This is a genomic window from Exiguobacterium profundum (assembly GCF_042652865.1).
Lineage (GTDB): Bacteria > Bacillota > Bacilli > Exiguobacteriales > Exiguobacteriaceae > Exiguobacterium > Exiguobacterium profundum.
Genome location: NZ_JBHSHG010000001.1, coordinates 939,743 through 957,419 on the forward strand (window position 1 = coordinate 939,743; position 17,677 = coordinate 957,419).

General features: G+C 47.3%; 24 protein-coding genes. 8 read left to right on the plus strand and 16 right to left on the minus strand.

Translation table 11 applies throughout. From position 1 onward, the window contains the following. Positions 1-12: 12 nt before the first annotated feature. From resA to ACFO4U_RS04880, 4 genes are all read right to left on the minus strand, one after another. On the minus strand, positions 13-594 hold the full coding sequence (gene resA, locus ACFO4U_RS04865) for a thiol-disulfide oxidoreductase ResA (protein ID WP_047795228.1): 582 nt from the start codon (positions 592-594) through the stop codon (positions 13-15). A 136-nt stretch (positions 595-730) separates the two neighbouring features. Next, positions 731-1,489: a pseudouridine synthase gene (locus ACFO4U_RS04870; protein ID WP_012726494.1), complete on the minus strand. Its 759-nt coding sequence runs from the start codon at positions 1,487-1,489 to the stop codon at positions 731-733. A 4-nt stretch (positions 1,490-1,493) separates the two neighbouring features. Next, positions 1,494-2,087, minus strand: a complete 594-nt coding sequence (gene scpB, locus ACFO4U_RS04875; protein ID WP_074036818.1) for an SMC-Scp complex subunit ScpB — start codon at positions 2,085-2,087, stop codon at positions 1,494-1,496. After that, positions 2,065-2,832: a segregation/condensation protein A gene (locus tag ACFO4U_RS04880; RefSeq protein ID WP_031423432.1), complete on the minus strand. Its 768-nt coding sequence runs from the start codon at positions 2,830-2,832 to the stop codon at positions 2,065-2,067. The genes scpB and ACFO4U_RS04880 overlap by 23 nt, the downstream gene beginning before the upstream one ends. Before the next feature lie 83 nt (positions 2,833-2,915). Here ACFO4U_RS04880 and ACFO4U_RS04885 point away from each other — a divergent pair, with 83 nt between their 5' ends. After that, positions 2,916-3,383, plus strand: a complete 468-nt coding sequence (locus tag ACFO4U_RS04885; protein ID WP_215243859.1) for a DUF309 domain-containing protein — start codon at positions 2,916-2,918, stop codon at positions 3,381-3,383. Between the two features lie 31 nt (positions 3,384-3,414). On the opposite strand, the gene ACFO4U_RS04890 is transcribed toward ACFO4U_RS04885, so the two are convergent. From ACFO4U_RS04890 to xerD, 7 genes are all read right to left on the minus strand, one after another. After that, positions 3,415-3,693 (minus strand): hypothetical protein, encoded by a 279-nt coding sequence (locus ACFO4U_RS04890; protein WP_214781377.1) that lies wholly within the window; start codon positions 3,691-3,693, stop codon positions 3,415-3,417. A gap of 85 nt (positions 3,694-3,778) precedes the next feature. Beyond that, positions 3,779-4,135, minus strand: coding sequence for a GCN5 family acetyltransferase (locus ACFO4U_RS04895; protein WP_074036814.1), 357 nt, complete (start codon positions 4,133-4,135; stop codon positions 3,779-3,781). An 89-nt stretch (positions 4,136-4,224) separates the two neighbouring features. After that, positions 4,225-4,665: a peptidylprolyl isomerase gene (locus tag ACFO4U_RS04900; protein ID WP_074036812.1), complete on the minus strand. Its 441-nt coding sequence runs from the start codon at positions 4,663-4,665 to the stop codon at positions 4,225-4,227. Positions 4,666-4,779: 114 nt separating this feature from the next. After that, positions 4,780-6,081: a pyrimidine-nucleoside phosphorylase gene (locus ACFO4U_RS04905; RefSeq protein WP_012726500.1), complete on the minus strand. Its 1,302-nt coding sequence runs from the start codon at positions 6,079-6,081 to the stop codon at positions 4,780-4,782. A 28-nt stretch (positions 6,082-6,109) separates the two neighbouring features. Continuing rightward, positions 6,110-6,919, minus strand: coding sequence for a purine-nucleoside phosphorylase (locus ACFO4U_RS04910; protein WP_012726501.1), 810 nt, complete (start codon positions 6,917-6,919; stop codon positions 6,110-6,112). A 13-nt stretch (positions 6,920-6,932) separates the two neighbouring features. Then, positions 6,933-8,099 carry a phosphopentomutase gene (gene deoB / locus ACFO4U_RS04915; RefSeq protein ID WP_196430830.1) on the minus strand — a complete coding sequence of 389 codons (1,167 nt, stop codon included), beginning with the start codon at positions 8,097-8,099 and terminating at the stop codon, positions 6,933-6,935. A 23-nt stretch (positions 8,100-8,122) separates the two neighbouring features. Beyond that, entirely contained in the window at positions 8,123-9,007 is an 885-nt protein-coding gene (gene xerD, locus ACFO4U_RS04920) for a site-specific tyrosine recombinase XerD (protein ID WP_167365518.1), read from the minus strand. Positions 9,008-9,233: 226 nt separating this feature from the next. Between xerD and ACFO4U_RS04925 the strand changes: the two genes are divergently transcribed. The 4 genes from ACFO4U_RS04925 to ACFO4U_RS04940 are packed head-to-tail and all read left to right on the plus strand — an operon-like array spanning position 9,234 to position 12,643. After that, a complete protein-coding gene (locus tag ACFO4U_RS04925) occupies positions 9,234-10,244 on the plus strand; it encodes an ROK family protein (RefSeq protein ID WP_214690802.1) in 1,011 nt (336 codons plus the stop codon). Then, on the plus strand, positions 10,241-11,410 hold the full coding sequence (locus ACFO4U_RS04930; RefSeq protein ID WP_215243858.1) for an MFS transporter: 1,170 nt from the start codon (positions 10,241-10,243) through the stop codon (positions 11,408-11,410). Before ACFO4U_RS04925 ends, ACFO4U_RS04930 begins: the two co-directional genes overlap by 4 nt. Further along, a complete protein-coding gene (locus ACFO4U_RS04935; protein WP_074036798.1) occupies positions 11,407-11,787 on the plus strand; it encodes a VOC family protein in 381 nt (126 codons plus the stop codon). The genes ACFO4U_RS04930 and ACFO4U_RS04935 overlap by 4 nt, the downstream gene beginning before the upstream one ends. 19 nt (positions 11,788-11,806) lie before the next feature. Then, positions 11,807-12,643: a Cof-type HAD-IIB family hydrolase gene (locus ACFO4U_RS04940; RefSeq protein WP_215243857.1), complete on the plus strand. Its 837-nt coding sequence runs from the start codon at positions 11,807-11,809 to the stop codon at positions 12,641-12,643. Positions 12,644-12,685: 42 nt separating this feature from the next. Here ACFO4U_RS04940 and fur read toward each other — a convergent pair whose 3' ends face one another. Next, positions 12,686-13,165, minus strand: a complete 480-nt coding sequence (fur, locus tag ACFO4U_RS04945; RefSeq protein WP_012726507.1) for a ferric iron uptake transcriptional regulator — start codon at positions 13,163-13,165, stop codon at positions 12,686-12,688. Positions 13,166-13,277: 112 nt separating this feature from the next. Further along, positions 13,278-13,808, minus strand: coding sequence for an NUDIX domain-containing protein (locus ACFO4U_RS04950; RefSeq protein ID WP_159562421.1), 531 nt, complete (start codon positions 13,806-13,808; stop codon positions 13,278-13,280). Positions 13,809-13,880: 72 nt separating this feature from the next. Between ACFO4U_RS04950 and ACFO4U_RS04955 the strand changes: the two genes are divergently transcribed. Then, positions 13,881-14,711, plus strand: coding sequence for an aldo/keto reductase (locus tag ACFO4U_RS04955; RefSeq protein ID WP_214690799.1), 831 nt, complete (start codon positions 13,881-13,883; stop codon positions 14,709-14,711). Between the two features lie 5 nt (positions 14,712-14,716). Here ACFO4U_RS04955 and ACFO4U_RS04960 read toward each other — a convergent pair whose 3' ends face one another. After that, positions 14,717-15,265: a PadR family transcriptional regulator gene (locus ACFO4U_RS04960; RefSeq protein ID WP_084543069.1), complete on the minus strand. Its 549-nt coding sequence runs from the start codon at positions 15,263-15,265 to the stop codon at positions 14,717-14,719. 123 nt (positions 15,266-15,388) lie between these two features. On the opposite strand from ACFO4U_RS04960, the gene ACFO4U_RS04965 reads away from it, so the two are divergent. Together ACFO4U_RS04965 and ACFO4U_RS04970 are read left to right on the plus strand one after the other, a co-directional pair. Beyond that, positions 15,389-15,703 (plus strand): thioredoxin family protein, encoded by a 315-nt coding sequence (locus ACFO4U_RS04965; protein WP_215243856.1) that lies wholly within the window; start codon positions 15,389-15,391, stop codon positions 15,701-15,703. A 102-nt stretch (positions 15,704-15,805) separates the two neighbouring features. Next, positions 15,806-16,159, plus strand: a complete 354-nt coding sequence (locus ACFO4U_RS04970; protein ID WP_215243855.1) for a hypothetical protein — start codon at positions 15,806-15,808, stop codon at positions 16,157-16,159. Positions 16,160-16,172: 13 nt separating this feature from the next. On the opposite strand, the gene ACFO4U_RS04975 is transcribed toward ACFO4U_RS04970, so the two are convergent. Both ACFO4U_RS04975 and ACFO4U_RS04980 read right to left on the minus strand, forming a co-directional pair. Continuing rightward, positions 16,173-17,099: an NAD(P)/FAD-dependent oxidoreductase gene (locus ACFO4U_RS04975; RefSeq protein ID WP_074036789.1), complete on the minus strand. Its 927-nt coding sequence runs from the start codon at positions 17,097-17,099 to the stop codon at positions 16,173-16,175. Next, positions 17,096-17,677, minus strand: a complete 582-nt coding sequence (locus ACFO4U_RS04980; protein ID WP_012726514.1) for a CDP-alcohol phosphatidyltransferase family protein — start codon at positions 17,675-17,677, stop codon at positions 17,096-17,098. The genes ACFO4U_RS04975 and ACFO4U_RS04980 overlap by 4 nt, the downstream gene beginning before the upstream one ends.

Consider the following 17,677-nt stretch of genomic DNA (forward strand, 5'->3'; position numbering starts at 1 on the left):
TCCCCCGTTCGCTTACAATGACTTCTCGGCTAGCTCCATCAATTTCTCTTTCGTGAGTTCACCTTCATACTTTTCAATTACGTTCCCTTCACCATCGATGACGAATGTGACGGGTAGGTTATAAATGCCATACGCTCCTTCGACTTCGCTCTGGGTATCCATCAAAATCGGATAGTCGAGCCCGACACCAAGGTCGTTGATGAAATTATCGACACGAAGCGGTGTCTCTCCGACGTTCACGGCCCAAAAATCGACACCCATGTCTTGAAGTGTCGCATAGTTTTCTTGTACGACCGGCATCTCTTTCTTACACGGTTCACAGAACGTACCCCAGAAATTCAAGAGCATCCCTTTCCCTTCGTAGTTATCTCGCTCATACAAGGTCGAACCGTCGAGTGTGACGAGCTTGAAGTTCGGTGCCTCGTCGCCCGCCTCGATGCGTCCATCGTTACCCGCTTGGTCGAATGTTTGCATAATCGTAACCGCTCCCGCGAAGAGAACGACCGTCATGATCATCATCCGCCAAAATGACCTCTTTTTCTTTTTTGCGACCGCTTGTTCCATCCGGTCGTCTTTTTGTTGATCTTTTGTCATCGTTTTCACACCATCCTTCAGTTGCTATTGTACTGAAAAAACATTAAAAACGCACATTAACAGACTTTTTTCATTTTTTTGTCACACAATCTACACAATCAAAAAAATCATCCTATTTCAGGACGATTTTTTGTTGTTATTTTTTCTTCTTTTTGCCTCGTGGTTTCGGTGGAACGGTAGGGTTCGCAAGTTCCCGAAGCTTACTGATTTCTTTGTGTGAAAGTTCACGCCAGTCGCCCGTGTTCAGACCGTCGAGCGTCAAGAAACCGAACTGTTCACGCTTCAGTTTGATGACCTCTGAACCAATGGCTTCCACCATCCGACGGATTTGACGATTGTGACCTTCCGAGATGACGATTTCGAGGATGGCTGTGTTCTTCTTCTGGTCTACAGACTTCATCTTCACTTTCGCACTTCCCGTTTTGAATCCGTCATCGAGTTCGACACCAGACTCAAGCTGTTTGATGGCCAAGTAAGATGGGATGTTCTTCACTTTTGCCACATAACGCTTTTGAATTTTATATTTCGGGTGTGTCATCATGTTCGAGAACTCGCCATCGTTCGTCAAGATGATGAGACCCGTCGTGTTGTAGTCAAGACGACCGACCGGGAATACACGTGCTCCTGGTGGGACGAGGTCTGTGATGACTTTACGTCCTTTGTCGTCATCGACCGTCGATACGTAGCCACTCGGTTTATAAAGCAAATAGTAGACATGTTCTTCTTGTTCGATTTTGACGCCATCGACTTCAATCTCTGACTTCGGTCCAACTTTCGTCCCGAGTTCACGGACGACTTTTCCGTTCACGCGGACGCGACCATCCAAAATCATTTCTTCCGCTTTCCGACGCGAGGCGACCCCCGCTTGTGCGATTACTTTTTGCAAACGTTCCATATGATTAATCCTTCTCCAATCTCTCTTCTTGCTTCGGTGATTCCTGACCGAAGAACAAATCGCCTTCGTCTGTCAGTTCATCCTCAAATGTTAATGGTGGCAATTCTTCGAGCGAGTTGAACCCGAAATGGTCGAGGAAGTGCTCTGTCGTACGATACAGCTTGGCACGACCAATCGTCTTCGCACGACCAGCCGATTCGATCAATCCTTTCGATAACAACGTATGGATGACCCGTTCGACTTTGACCCCGCGAATCTCTTCGATATCCGCTCGTGTGACCGGCTGTTTGTAGGCGATGATAACAAGCGTCTCCATCGCTGCACGTGAGAGCGCCTGCTCAGCCATCGTCCCGACATATTTTTGAATGTACGGAGAGACGTCCGGAACGGTCACGAGCTTGTAGACACCTGCCGATTCCATGAGCTGAAACGGCCGATTCGATGATTTGAACGATGTCTCTAGCTTACTGAGCTGTTCTCGTGCCGCAGCTTCTGAGATATCGAGCGTCTCGGCAAGCGCGCGTACTTCCATCCCTTCATCACCGACGACGAACAGCAATCCTTCAATAATCGTCTCATAAGACAGCAACCGCTTCATCCCCTTTCTTTGATGGTTCAATGAATGAGATTTGAATATCTTGGTCGAGTTGTTTTGTTACGACGACCCGTAGCTTGATCAGCTCAAGAAGCGCCATAAACGTTACCACGAGATCCGAGACGTTCGGTTGCTCAACAAAAAAGGCGAAAAACGACGTTTGTCTCGTCGACGATACGTGTTCATGAAGACGCGTCATCTGCTCTTCAAGCGTACGCTCTTCCCGCTTGATCGTCTTTTTGCGTCGTTCTTTCCAACGTTTCCGTTCAATCATCTTCGAATAGGCGTGGAGAAGATCCGAGAAGTTGAGTGGTCCGTCATACTTAGACACCTCTTCAGACATATAAGTCGTCAAATCTTCACCCGGTCGCGTATACAATTCAAGCCGGTGTTCTTCTTGTTCACGCATGAAGACGACCGCTTCTTTATATGCTTTGTATTCAATCAATTGACGAATGAGACCTTCACGCGTCGGTTCCTCACTGAAGTCTGGAACCTCTTCATCCTCGACCGAAACTGGCGGTAACAATTGTTTGCTCTTCAATTGGAGCAACGTCGCCGCCATGACCAAGTATTCACTGGCCACATCGAGTTCAAATTTTTGCATCGTGCGAATATAGCCGACATACTGGTCAGTGACTTCTGCCACGGAAATGTCGACGATATCAATCTCCATTTTTCCAATCAAATGGAGCAACAGGTCGAGTGGACCTTCGAACGTATCAATTTTAACGTTATAGGCTTCCATAGAGACACCTGCCATTTTACATTTTTGCGCTTTAGTATAACATGTTTTATAACACCGTGGACACGAAAGGAGAAAATTGATTCATGACCCCTTTTATTCATTATACGTTGCTTTTTGAATGTCATGCCGATTATTTCGAATGTCATGAGGTATTAGAAGAGGCGTGGCAGGCAGACGGACGCCGTCACCACGGCTATGCAGCGCTCATCCAATATGCTGTCATCCACTATCACCTCCGGCGCGACAATTTGGTCGGCGCAAAAAAGAGCTTGCGACTCTTACGTCGAAAGATTGACATCGCTTCTCCCTATTTGAATGAACTCGGTCTAGATGTCGACTCCTTCATCGCACAACTCGAGGAATGGCCGCTTCGCGCGACGCTTCCATTGCAATCAGATGTCCGTGAGACGGTCGAATCCCTAAAATCGACGTTTCCATCGACGGACCTGGCGTTCGAGGAACTCGTTCATAAACATCTACACCGTGACCGGAGCGAAGTGATTATGGAACGGGAGTTGGCACTTTTAAAAAGGCAACGTGCCAGAAGTTGACGTCAAGATTCAAGAAGTCTCCTTTTCATGATCAATGATGATTTTTTAACTTCTTAAACGCCATCACCCAACTCTCGAGATCGCTCCGATCATGTAAATATTCAGAAGGGGTTTCAAGTAAATCCATGCCAACTATCGTTTGTAAGCAGGACCAAACCACCTCGTCAGAAGCTGTCCAATCAAATCCATCTATATTTTCATACTGTTCCATCCACTGATGTGCCCAATCAGAGATTTCTTCTCGCGTTCGTTCTTGCCTGAGCACTTGCTCCATTCGATTGATCAGTTCATCAATTGTTACTCGATTCATGAATCCACCTCATTTAAAGGGTTTGTGATTTACTCCATGCAATATGCAAAACCCCCGCAGTCCAAGATTGCGGGGGTTTTTGTCATCAGACGACTAATTGATTCCATTTATCCAATAAATCGCCCGTCTTGCCTGTACCGGTTAGCGTCAAATCAAGTGGAAGGACGTTTCTTACCTCGTCTAGAAGCTCGTAAGAACGTTTCTCGCCACGGAATGATGGCGACAAGGCGATATGGTCGATGACCATTGTCGTTTCTTGTTGCTCCATACCAATGATACCAACGAAGTCTTCACCGACTTTCCACAAATAGAGGAACTTCGACTCCTCCTCGTCATACGATCGGACGAGTTCAAGCAAGCTTAGCGGAGATTTGTCACTGCATGAGAATGCGAGTAGACCCATCGCCGTCTTTTCATAAGAACGTTTATATTTGACCAGCATTGCTGGGTTCACCACCTTTTGTCATTCAAGTTTCACGACGTGAACACGTGAGAGACATGGTTCATTGTGCCATACCCTTCAGGCAAAAATCAATTCTCGTCCCAAACCTTCACTTCTGCCATCTTCGTACCTTGACGAAGTTTGACGGCATGCTCAAGACCAGATGTCACTTTACCGAATACCGTATGGACACCATCCAAATGCGGTTGTGGCTCATGGACGATGAAGAACTGTGAAGACCCTGTGTCACGACCTGCGTGGGCCATTGAGAGTGAACCCGCTTCGTGTTTGTGCGGGAACGATGTCGATGTCTCACAAGGAATCGTATAGCCTGCGCCACCCATTCCAGTTCCTTGTGGGCAACCACCTTGGCTGACGAAGCCAGGGATGACACGGTGGAACGTCAATCCGTTGTAAAACCCGCTGTTCGCAAGTTTTTCGAAGTTTTCAACCGTGATCGGTGCTTCACCGTGGAATAAATCAAATTCAATCATTTCGCCATTTTCAAGTTTCATAGAACCTTTTTTCATGTTTCAAGCAACCCCTTTTTCATAATATGTATCCTGCTGTTTGACACTCACATTACCCATCTTATCAAAAAAACACGTCTGTCTCCACTTTTTTGTGGAAACAGACGTTCTGCCTTATTGAATCACCGCGTGAACGAGTGGACGTGCCTCTGGTTTCGTTGCACCGATCGTATACGCATGGTCTAAACGCTCGATGGCTGAAGACATGTCTTCGATGTTCGAACGGAGTACCGCGATCACATCGCCTGCCTCGACACGGTCGCCGACTTTTTTCTCAAGCGTGATGCCTGCCGCAAAATCGATTTTGTCTTCTTTTGTCGCGCGTCCTGCACCGAGAAGCATCGCCGCAACACCTACTTCGTCTGCGATGATCGACTCGACATAACCTGCTTCTTTTGCGACGAATGTCGTCTCATATGAAGCTTGTGGTAATTTCGTCACATCATCGACGAGTGATGCGTCGCCACCTTGTGCTTCGACGAACTTGCGGAACACTTCGAGTGCGTGTCCATCTGCAATGCGCTTCTCAAGGTCGGCATACGCCTCTTCAAACGTCGGATAGAATTCACCGAGGACAGCCATATGTCCAGCGATCGTGAGCGCGATTGTTTTCAAATCTTCGACTTCTTTACCTGAGAGGACTTCAATCGCTTCTTTCACTTCGTTCGCGTTCCCGATTTCAAAGCCGAGCGGTTGGTCCATGTCTGTGATGACCGCGACCGTCTTACGTCCGACGTTTTTCCCGATTGCGACCATTTCTTCCGCGAGGGCTTTCGCATCATCAAACGATTTCATGAACGCACCAGAACCTGTCTTGACGTCAAGAACGATACTGTCCGCGCCTGCTGCAATCTTCTTCGACATGATTGAACTTGCGATAAGCGGGATCGATTCGACCGTAGCCGTAACGTCGCGGAGCGCATACAAGCGCTTATCGGCAGGCGTCAAGTTCCCTGTCTGACCGATGATCGACATTTTGATATCATTTACTTGTTTCGTGAATTGTTCTTCCGTCAATTCAACGTTGAACCCCGGGAATGATTCGAGCTTATCAATCGTACCACCCGTGTGACCGAGACCACGACCGCTCATCTTCGCAACGGGGATGCCGATTGAAGCAACGAGTGGTGCCACGATCAAGCTGATTTTGTCCCCGACGCCGCCCGTCGAGTGCTTATCAACTTTTTTCCCTTCGATGTTGGAAAGGTCAATCGTATCACCAGACTTCACCATTTCCATCGTCAATGCAGCCGTCTCGTTTTCAGTCATCCCATTGAAGTAGATGGCCATCGATAAGGCTGACATCTGATAGTCAGGGATTGATTCGTTCGTGAAACCTTCGACAACGAAGCGAATCTCCTCTTCGTTCAATTCTCCACCGTTACGTTTCTTTAAAATCAAATCGACCATACGCATAACTGTCGTCCTCCTAAAATTAAGTTACTTACATGCTTTTAATCGTGCCACGTACGAGAGAGAGGAAGTCTTGACGAACGCGCTCTGTCGTTTCGATGACTTCTTCATGGTTGAGTGGTTGATCTAAGATGCCTGCTGCCATGTTCGAGACACACGAGATCCCTAGGACACGCATATCCGAATGACGCGCGACAATGACTTCTGGAACGGTCGACATACCGACGACGTCGCCACCGAGAAGACGGGCCATTTTGACTTCAGCTGGTGTTTCGTACGTAGGACCTGTGTTACCGAAGTAAACCCCTTTTTGTACAGAAAGTCCAAGGTCTGAAGCGACACGTTCTGTCAATTTCACGAGCTCTTTATCGTACGCTTCTGACATGTCAGGGAAACGTGTCCCGAATTCACTCGCGTTCTTCCCGATGAGCGGGCTCGTACCAAAGAAGTTAATATGATCTGTGATGATCATCAAGTCGCCTGGGTTGAATGACTCGTTACACGCTCCTGCCGCGTTTGTGACGATGAGAGTCTCGACACCGATCAATTTGAGGACACGAACCGGGAACGTCACTTGTTCCATCGAGTATCCTTCATAGAAGTGGAACCGTCCTTGCATGGCGACGACTCGTTTTCCTTCAAGTTCACCGAACACGAGTTGACCCGCATGTCCTTCGACAGTCGATACCGGGAAGTGTGGAATCTCCTCATAAGGAATCGCTACCGGGTTCTCAATCTCGTCCGCGAGGACTCCAAGTCCCGACCCTAGAATGAGTCCGATTTCTGGTGTACTGCCCATACGCTCCTGCAAAAACGCTTTTGTTTCGTTCCAATTTACCATGAATATTGCCTCCTCAAATTTCGTTTAAGAAACTCTTTCCGTTTGATGGTGCCGCAACGTTAAAGTTGTCAGCGACGGTCGCACCGATATCTGCGAACGTACCACGAATGCCTAAATCAACCGCCTTCGCTCCGTTGTGATGAACGATGAGCGGAACGTATTCACGCGTGTGATCTGTACCGGCATGAACAGGGTCATTTCCGTGGTCAGCCGTGATGATGAGCAAGTCATCTTCACGAAGGCGCTCCATCACTTCCGGTAAGCGAGCGTCATACTCTTCAAGCGCGACCGCATAGCCTTCCGGGTCACGACGATGACCGAATAATGCGTCGAAGTCAACTAAATTCAAGAAGCAGAGCCCTTCGAAGTCTTCCTCGAGCGACTCGACCAATTTGTCCATGCCATCCATGTTCGATTTCGTGCGGACCGCTTTTGTCACACCTTCACCATCGTAAATATCGCTGATTTTCCCTAATGCGATGACGTCTTTCCCAGCTTCCTCAAGCGTGTTCATGACGGTCTTGCCGAATGGTTTCAAGGCGTAATCGTGACGGTTTGCCGTACGGACCCATGCTCCTGGTGTCCCGATGAACGGGCGAGCGATGATTCGTCCGAGCATGTATGGATCTTCACGTGTGATTTCACGAGCGTATTCGCAGATTCGGTACAACTCATCAACCGGCACGATGTCCTCGTGTGCTGCGATTTGAAGGACTGAGTCGGCTGATGTATAGACAATCAGAGCGCCAGTCTCGACATGCTCTTCACCGAGTTCGTCCAAAATTTCTGTTCCTGACGCCGGTTTGTTCCCGATGATTTTACGTCCGCTGAACTCTTCGAGGCGGTGAATCAAGTCATCAGGGAACTCCTCGAATACTCGGAATGGTGTATCGATATGAAGACCCATGATTTCCCAATGTCCTGTCATCGTATCCTTACCAGCTGAGATTTCTTCCATGCGACCATACGCACTCGGTGCATCCGATGCATCGATGCCTTGAATCGGCTTGATGTTCGAAAGTCCAAGTTTACCCATGTTCGGCATGTTCAATCCGTTATGTTCACGCGCGATATGCCCGAGCGTGTCGGCCCCTTTGTCACCGAACTGTTCAGCATCTGGTGCTTCACCGATACCGACCGAGTCCATGACGACTAAGAAAATACGTTTAAACTTCTTCACAAAAAATTCCTCCTTTTCGGTGTCTAGGCACGAGGGTGATGCTTACGATACACATCATGCAATCGTGATTTGTTGACGTGTGTATACACTTGCGTCGTCGCTAAATCCGCATGACCGAGCATCTGTTGAATGGCGCGTAAATCCGCACCGTTCTCGAGAAGGTGTGTCGCAAAAGAATGACGGAGTACGTGCGGTGTGATTTCTTTGTCAATTCCAGCAAGTTTGGCTCGTCGTTTGATCATCTTCCAAAATCCTTGGCGACTGAGCCGTCCTCCTCTGCCGTTTAAAAAGAGCGCTTCGGTCTCTCTGCCGCCAAGTCCGTTACGAGCTTGTTGGATGTAACGCTCGACAAAACTTTGGGCAACCGAGGATACCGGAATGATTCTTGCGCGCTCGCCTTTCCCTTCACATTGTAGATACCCCAATTCGAACTGCAAATCATCCAAATCCAAACCTAAAAGTTCACTGACCCGCATCCCTGTCCCGTAAAGCAATTCAAGCATGGCTCGGTCTCGTAACGAGAGCGGGTCCGACGTCGGGACGCTGTCCAACAGACGTTCAACTTCCGCTTGTGACCATGTATCCGGAAGTTGCTTTTCTGCTTTTGGAGATTCTAGGTAAAGAGACGGATCGGTCGTCGTGACTCCGGTCATTTTGAGATGATGATGAAACATCCGGATCGAACTGACAGCTCGTCTTAATGAGGACGAGGCACGCCCCGCCTGTGACAGTTCTTCGATATGTTTGACGATATGCGAACGTGTCACTTCATTCCACTCTTCTACCCCAAGTTGGGTCAAGGTCGATGCGTACTGCGTCAAATCGCTCGCATACGCCTGTCTCGTATTCGCGGACATCCGCTTTTCAACTGTCATGTATTGAAGAAATGACTCGATATGCGAACGCATCATACCCTCCTCCTTCCTTGTTTCACCTGAATACGCTTACAGCATATCACTTATGTAAACTGTTGTGAAGATGTCTGACCTCATTTTTTATTCACTTTTTTGTGAACGTTTACGTGATAAAAATACATCTCAGAATTCTTATTTTTCTGGCATCTTCAAATGAGAAACGTTATACTACAAATAACTTATTAAAGTATTTTAAAAAGTGGATAGGAGTTGAATCGTGATGAAAGATCCACAACATGAATTACTAGTCGACATCCGAAAGCAAATTGCCCTACACAACGTTTCGACAATTTCCGAGTTGAGTAAGGCCACACACGTTTCATTCCCTACCGTTAAGAAGATGATTGATGACATGATTGAACACGGTGAAGTCATCGAACACGGTCAACTTGCCCCAAAAGGAGGAAGACCCGCAAAAAGTTATAAATACAATCCAACATTCCGATGTTGCCTGACCCTATATATCGAAGCGAGCGAGATTCACTATCGCTTGATTGACTGTAAAACTCAGAATGTTGAAGAAGGTGTAACTTTAGTCTCAGGCACGCATTTAGAGACGTTAGGCAAACTCGTCGATACATTCGATGAGCACACAATAAAAATCGGTGCCATCTCTGTCGGCGTCGCCGCTGCAGTCGATACGGGTCGAATTGTTTTCGCCCCAGAATATCCATCACTGGCGCATTTAGATTTGAAGAACTGGTTGATGGAACGAACTGGACTTCCGGTCGTCATTGAAAATGATATGAATGCCGCCGTCTATGGATTTTCCATACGAGATGAGACCACAACACATCAGTCCATCGTCTATCTCGGCCTCGGAAAGAATGGTCCAGGTGCTGGTATCTTGCTCGATGGACATGTCGCTCGCGGACAATCCGGGTTTAGTGGTGAAGTTTCATTTCTTCCGCTTTATGATGATGCAACTTTCTTTGACCGCATAAAAAACAAGCCTTATGGACCACATGTTCTGAAAAAAGAAGAAATCGATGCATTAGGACGGCTCGTCGCTACATTTGCTGCGACACTAAACCCACACACATTCATCTTTTCAGACGTCGACCTCATTACTGACGATCTGTCTCACATCGACCGCGCATGCGAACGATATCTTCCCTCTCGTCACCTTCCTCGTCTACGGATTGGGGAATGGGAAGAGGATTACTTTTCCGGACTGGCTCGCCTCGGCATTGAATTGATGCTCGAAACGATTCCGCGAGGTGACGTATGACGATTGTTTTGTTGGCCGTGATCTATCTCGCATTTATCAGTCTTGGTCTTCCGGATGCCCTCATCGGTGTCGGGTGGCCACTTATGCATCAAGAATTCTCCGCACCGGTATCGATGGTCGGATGGATTTTTATGACGATTGCTGGTGGAACGATTCTTTCGAGTCTACTGAGCGGTAAACTATTGAAACATTTTGACACGAAACAAGTCACGTTCGGTTCGACATTACTCACAGCGCTCTGTCTGTTCGGATTCTACTATGCTCCTTCAATCGGTTGGCTATTCGTATTCGCCATCCCGCTCGGTCTAGGCGCCGGTGCCGTCGATTCCGCTCTGAATCATTACGTTGCCGAACATTACGAAGCACATCATATGAACTGGCTACACTGCTTTTGGGGAATCGGCGCGACCGGGGGACCACTCGTCATGGCGGGTGTATTAACAGAGGATGGATGGCGTGACGGCTATTTGATTATCGCCGCCGTTCAGTTCAGTTTAGCTCTCGTATTGTGGTTGTCTTTCCCACTTTGGAAACAGAAAGAGGATTCCACTGCACATCCTCAAGAAACAGCCGTCACGACACTCGATCGCAAGCTACCGACCGGAGTGTCCTATGCATTGGCCACATTTCTACTTTACTGCGGGGTCGAAGCGTTGATTGGGTTATGGACGAGCAGTTATCTTGTGCAGATGAAACAGTTTTCCATTGCGACGGCTGCGGCATGGGTGTCCATCTACTACGGTAGTATCACAATTGGACGGTTTGTGAGCGGATTCCTCTCGTTCCGTTTCACGAACAAACAGATGATTCGGATGGGACAAATACTCGCCCTTGTCGGAAGCATCCTCTTCTTCATCCCAATCTCCGCGACGATGCTCGTCGGCTTGATGCTGATTGGCTTCGGATTGGCTCCGATTTATCCAAGTATGCTTCACGATACGCCGAATCGGTTTGGCTCGGCACAATCGAAACGTTTGATGGGGTTTCAAATGGCATTCGCCTACTCAGGGAGTACGTTTCTCCCCCCGTTATTCGGATTAATCGTGTCTATGACTTCACTCCGTTTTTTACCGTTTGTGATCATCCTAATCATGACCGGGATGCTCTTCAATACAGAACGGTTGAATCAAATGATTAGACGAACATCAGAGGATGATTCTATATGAGAATTGAACATGTCGCCCTTTGGGTAAACGACATCGAAAACATGCGCAGGTTTTACGAAGTCTATTTTGATGCACAGTCAAATGATAAATATGAAAACGAGAAGAAACAGTTTGAATCGTACTTTTTAACGTTTCGAGGTTCACGTTGCCGACTCGAACTGATGAGACGACCTCACCTTAAAGAACATCCGAAAGAATCGGCCGGGTATGCACATCTCGCCTTTTCACTAGGAAGTAAACACGCGGTAGATGCCTTGACGGAACGCTTTCAACTTGATGGATACACACACGTTGACGGTCCACGGACGACCGGTGATGGTTATTACGAAAGCGTCATCCTTGATCCGGAAGGCAACATCATCGAATTGACAATCTAAACAGAAGGAGACAACACACATGATCCAGGCAATTTTACTTGATTTAGACGGAACGCTGTTAAATGACGAGAAAATCATCACGGAACAGACGAAGCGCACGCTACTTGCATTGCAAGAGCAAGGTGTCAAAGTGGTGCTTGCGTCAGGACGTCCAAAGCGAGGGATGATTCGCTATGCACAAGAGTTGAAATTGAACGAGTTCGGCGGGTTGATTGTCTCTTCTAATGGAGCATGTGTCACGGACGCTTCTACAGGCGATACGCTTTTTGAACAAGCAATGCAAATCGAGGATGTTCGCTCAATCTTAAAGCACTTAGAGCACTACGAGGTCATCCCAATGATTAACGATGATACGTATATGTATGTGCGCGACGTTTTCGAGGGACAACTTGAAGTGAATGGAAAATTGATTAACATCATCGAATATGAATCGAGAAGCGGTCAGTTCCAATTGCGAGAAGAACCAAACTTAATCGAGATTATCGACTTCCCCGTCCATAAGATTCTCGTTGCTGGCGAGCCTTCATACTTACGAGAGAATGCAACTGCATTAGCTGGTCCTTTCACAGGTCGGGTCACGAGTATGTTCACAGCGGCGATGTATTATGAATTCACCGATTTCGGCATTGATAAGGCGAAGGCGCTGCGTCACGTCTTCGAGGACTTGTGTATCAATCGTGACCACGTCATCGCTTTCGGAGATGGTCATAACGACCGTTCAATCATTGAATACGCAGGAATTGGGATTGCCATGGGAAATGCCGTCGATGCATTGATCGACATTGCGAGTGAGATCACGACATCAAACAACGACGATGGGATTTCGAAGATTCTTGAGCGATATATCACACATTGAAAAAGGACAGATGACCTGTTGGGGTCGTCTGTCCTTTCTGCATTAACCGTTGATGACTGCTTTATGACCTTCGAGTGTGACGCCTTTTGCTTGGCATACTTTACAGATACCGTGAAACGTCAAGCGATGGTCTTTAATCAAAAATTCGTATTTACTCTCGACTTTTTTCTCAACATCGACGAGCAAGTCTTCCATGATTTCCTCGACCGAGCCGCATTCGACACAGACGAGATGGTGGTGCGAATGGTTCGCCCCTTCTGGACGTAAGTCAAAGCGTGCAACTCCGTCACCGAAGTTGACTTTATCGACCACGCCGAGCTCTGTCAATAATTCTAATGTGCGATAAACCGTTGCGAGTCCAATTTCTGGTGCGATGCTTTTCACGAGCATGAAGACGTTCTCCGCACTTAAATGGTCACTCTCATTCTCAAGTAAGATACGTACCGTCGATTCACGTTGTGGTGTTAATTTATATCCTTTGGCGCTCAATTGCTGTTTAATTCGTTCAATTCGCGTTTCCATAAGGCGCCCCCTCTATACATAGTTCACTACTGAAAGCATACCGAAGTTTTACTCAATTTTCAATTTAAAATCATTACTATGTAAGTTTATCATATAAGTACTTAGATTAGAATTATTTCAATCTAGACAATTGCCACCATTGGATTGCCATAATTGTCTTGGCGTCGGTAATGATGCCTCGGTCCAGTAAATCGACGGCTTCATCAAATGAGTATCGTTTCACATTTAAAAATTCATCTTCGTCTAAATTCATCTCACCGGCAGATAACCCTTTTGCGACATATACATCGACCCGCTCACTGCAGAACCCAGGTGCCCCGTAGAAAGAAAAAATCTTTTCAAGCGATTCCGCCGTGTAGCCCGTCTCCTCTTCGAGCTCGCGCTCGGCACTCGCCATCGGCTCTTCGCCTTTTTCCAACTTACCGGCTGGAATCTCAAGCGACATCGATTCAAACGCTTTTCGGTACTGCTCCACCATGACGATGTTGTCCGATTCATCAATGACGAGTACAGCGACGGCTCCGTTATGATAGACGAGTTCACGTACAGACGTGTTTCCGTTCGGAAGGGAAACGACATGCTTTTCCACATCGAAGATTTTGCCTTGATAAATGACTTCCCGCTCAATCGTTTTTTCTTCCATATGATTACTCCTCACTTTTCGATATACTCTGATTATGAGTCAAACCTACATTTCGAACAAGGAGGAATCCAAATGAGTGAACTCGGACTCGGAACGATGACGATTTTGAAACATGGGGAGAAAGAGGCAAAGAATATCCTGGAAACGGCCATTCAATCGGGGATTCGCCATATCGATACGGCAGACGTCTATGAACGACAAGCTGTCGAGCGTGTGATTGGGGAAACGTTGGGTCAAGAGCGACAACACTTATTTTTGGCGAGTAAAGGTGGCAACGAATTGACTGAGGAGGGCATGCGTTGGAATCCTGATCCGTTCTATTTAGAGGAAGCATTGCACGGATCGCTCGAGCGATTGAAAACCGATTATCTGGATTTATATTATATACATGGCGGCACGCTCGAGGATGACCTCGACGCAACGATTGAATGGGCACAAAAACAAAAACGAGATGGTCTAATCCGACAAATCGGACTCTCGTCGATTCGTCCGAACGTCATCAACCATTGGGTCAAATCCGGTGCCCTCGATGTTCTCATGACACCGTATTCCCTACTCGACCGCCGGGCAGAGACGCTCAACATTTCAATCCCCATCGTCGGTCGAGGGGTTCTTGCCAAAGGCCTATTAACGGATGAATGGGAGACTCGTCTCGGAGATAAGGGATTTGAGACGTGGCGAAAAGAGGAACTCGCAAGTGAATTGGCGATGATGCCGACACCGATTCAAGCCTATGCACTCGAAGCTGCAAAACGGTTCTGTGACGTCGTCTTACCAGGCGCCTCTTCAGTCAAGCAATTGAACGAAACGATTCGTTCATTTGAGACCAAAACCGATGATGAAGTGCTTGATCGCTTACTCGCTCGTTTACCGGTTCACCCATACACAAAACACGTGACCTGATCCGCTCAGGTCACGTGTTTTTCGTTGCGTGCTTGAATCTGTTCGATCGCCCAATCCGCCCATCCGGCATAGTTCTCCATCATTCGGATCGCATACTCGCTCGTCAGCAAATAGCCAAGTGTATCCTCGTCCGATTGATGTTCTTCTTGAAACATACGAATCTGTTGTGCGACCTGCTCATGGTGTGCCTTTGTCTCTTCGATATATCGGACCGCTTCTTCAACCGGCAACAATTGGAGCAGACTGACACGCAGGAGGTTTTCATCCTTCATTTTCGGTTGGAACGACGTTGGTTGACGTAACCAATTGATTAACTCTTCTCGTCCTCGATCCGTGATGGAGTATATTTTTTTGTCTGGCAACTCTTGTTGAGAGACATGTTCCGCCGAAACGAGTGCCTCTTCTTCCATCTTTAACAGTTCCCGATAAATCTGTGTATGATGGGCGTTCCAAAAATGAATCATCTGCGCCTTGAACGTCGCGTTCAAGGCGTACCCGGTCGCAGGCTGATGGGTCAATAACCCGAGCAATGCGTGACGTAACGCCATATCCATCACCTTTTCCTTCTCATGCTATTTTTAATAGTGTATCACATTCTCAAATGGTTTCGAGAATGCCAATCTGTTGACGACCCGTTAAAAACCCGACAAAATAGATAGAAGAAAGGAGAGTTGTCTATGCAACCGATTCATTCATCACAACAATTTGACGAAGCCACAAAAGATCATGGAATGGTGGTCTTCACTACATCATGGTGCCCGGACTGTAAACGTCTAGACATGTATGTCGATGAGCTTGTCAAAGACTATCCACAATTTAACTGGCACGTCGTCGACCGCGACGAACTCCCAGAGCTATCTGATGCACAAGAAGTTCGCGGCATCCCTTCACTTCTTTACTATAAAGACGGGGTAAAACAAGAACACCTCCACTCGGCGAACGCCAAGTCGGAGATGCAAATCCGTTCTTTCCTCGATACGATCCAAGCATGACCTGATTCCTGCAGCCCATTCGACTGCAGGAATTTTTTGTACACACCTCTGTCATCCTCGATTATACTGTAAGAAATAACCAAATGAGAAAGGGAAACAATCATGACGTTTACACGCCTTTTCACTCCACTCTGTTTTACCATGTTGATGTTGGTCGGCTGCATACAACCATCCACGTCACCATCCATGCCGTCTGATGACGAGACGGCTATCATAAAAAGTGCTGTTACCTATCTACACAATAAGAATTGGCTACCAACCGATGAAAACGGGAAACAGGCTACGATTCAATCCATTACAGTCGATGATCGTTATGACTTAGTCGATGATCGGTTTGAAGGAACACGTGCCTGGCTCGTCACGTTCCCCCCTGATCCACAGCGTACGGTCGAGATTCCACAAGTACTCGTTGAATCGGAATCGAACGACGTGATTGGTCATCTTTTAAGCGAATAACGTGAACCTCCGACTACTTGTAATGCCGAACATACCGCGAGTCAATCCACCGCTTCATATAATATGGAGTCCGACCATGCCATGTAAACTTTCCATATGTTAGCAAGGCGCGCCCTGGTGTCGTCAGTAAGATATTCATCGATTGACGTCTCCGAAATGGTCGACTTGTTTCCTCTAGTAACCGTTTGCCGACATAGCGCCCTGACCTAACAGCATCGACGCCTCCATTTAAGGAGGATGCCATATCTCCTGTTACATATATATTTGTAAAATGATGATGGCGTAAATATTTGTCTACCTCTATAAAACTCTCAGGTTTTGCAAGCCCTGATTCAGTCCACCATTCCACGGGAACAACCCCCGTCGCATCCAATAAAAGCCCTTCCGATGTGTCTGCATGAAACGCCTGTTTGACGACCATGACCCCTGTTCTGACCAACAATCGCTCGATGTGCTTTCTAGTATGGACCGAGACGTCTGGTAATATCTCTTTTGCATACAGTGTCACATCTTTTGTGCGAGCACACGTGAACGCCAATTCTACGCCGGCCTTCCCGCCTCCGACGATGGTCACTTGTGAACTCGATTCGATTTGGTCGAGTAAAGCTTGTGACATCGGTTTAAGTGGCGTGCCGATTCCCCGACTTTTCGCACCGGTGGCTAAAACGAGTTGATCGTATTCAAACATTCCGTTTTCTGTTTGAACCGTCTGCTGAATCGGGTCAATCGAGAGCACCCGCTTTGCGACCGGCTCTAGTTGAGGTGATCGGACCGTAGCTGAATCCATGAGCCCGGCAATCACTTGTGGAAACGCACCTGTATAAATCGTCTGGCAGTCTCCAATGAAGCGAACATCATAATGTTTGCATATCTCCTCAATACGATCGAGAATTTCTAGCTGTCCGTGTCCAAGTCCGGCCAACACCAACTTCGGTTTCATCGCAAAATCCTCCGCGCCTCAATGAATCGTTGTGTGATTGTCATGACTTCAAGCAATAAAAAGATAAGAGCAATCCCGCCGACCCAGTTCGGGAAGAGAATCATCAACGTGAACAAAATGAAGCACTCTGTTCGCTCGATAATTCCTGGCTGATAGTAAAACGTCTTCTCTGAGCGCTTTGAACTACTCGCACCGACAGCTAGGAACAGTGTCATGGCGATCACAAATGAAGCAATCAGAATGAGAAAAATAGGCATATATTCCGGGTAACGAAGGGCAAGGGCAATCACGACCGACAATTCGACGAATCGGTCCAAGACGAGGTCAAGCACCGTTCCAAACCCACTCGTTTTCGACTTTCGAGCCATCGTCCCATCTAAAACATCAAACAAGCCAGATAGCCACAGTAAGATGACGGCAGTCCAGTGCATATCATTATAGATAAAGATTCCGGTCGAGATTCCGATGATTCCTCCAAGTACTGTCACTTCGTTCGGCGTGAAATTCCATTTGAGCAATCGATTCGCTCCACGCTCGATGACCGGTTGAACGTAACGACTTCCGTACGTATCGAGCAT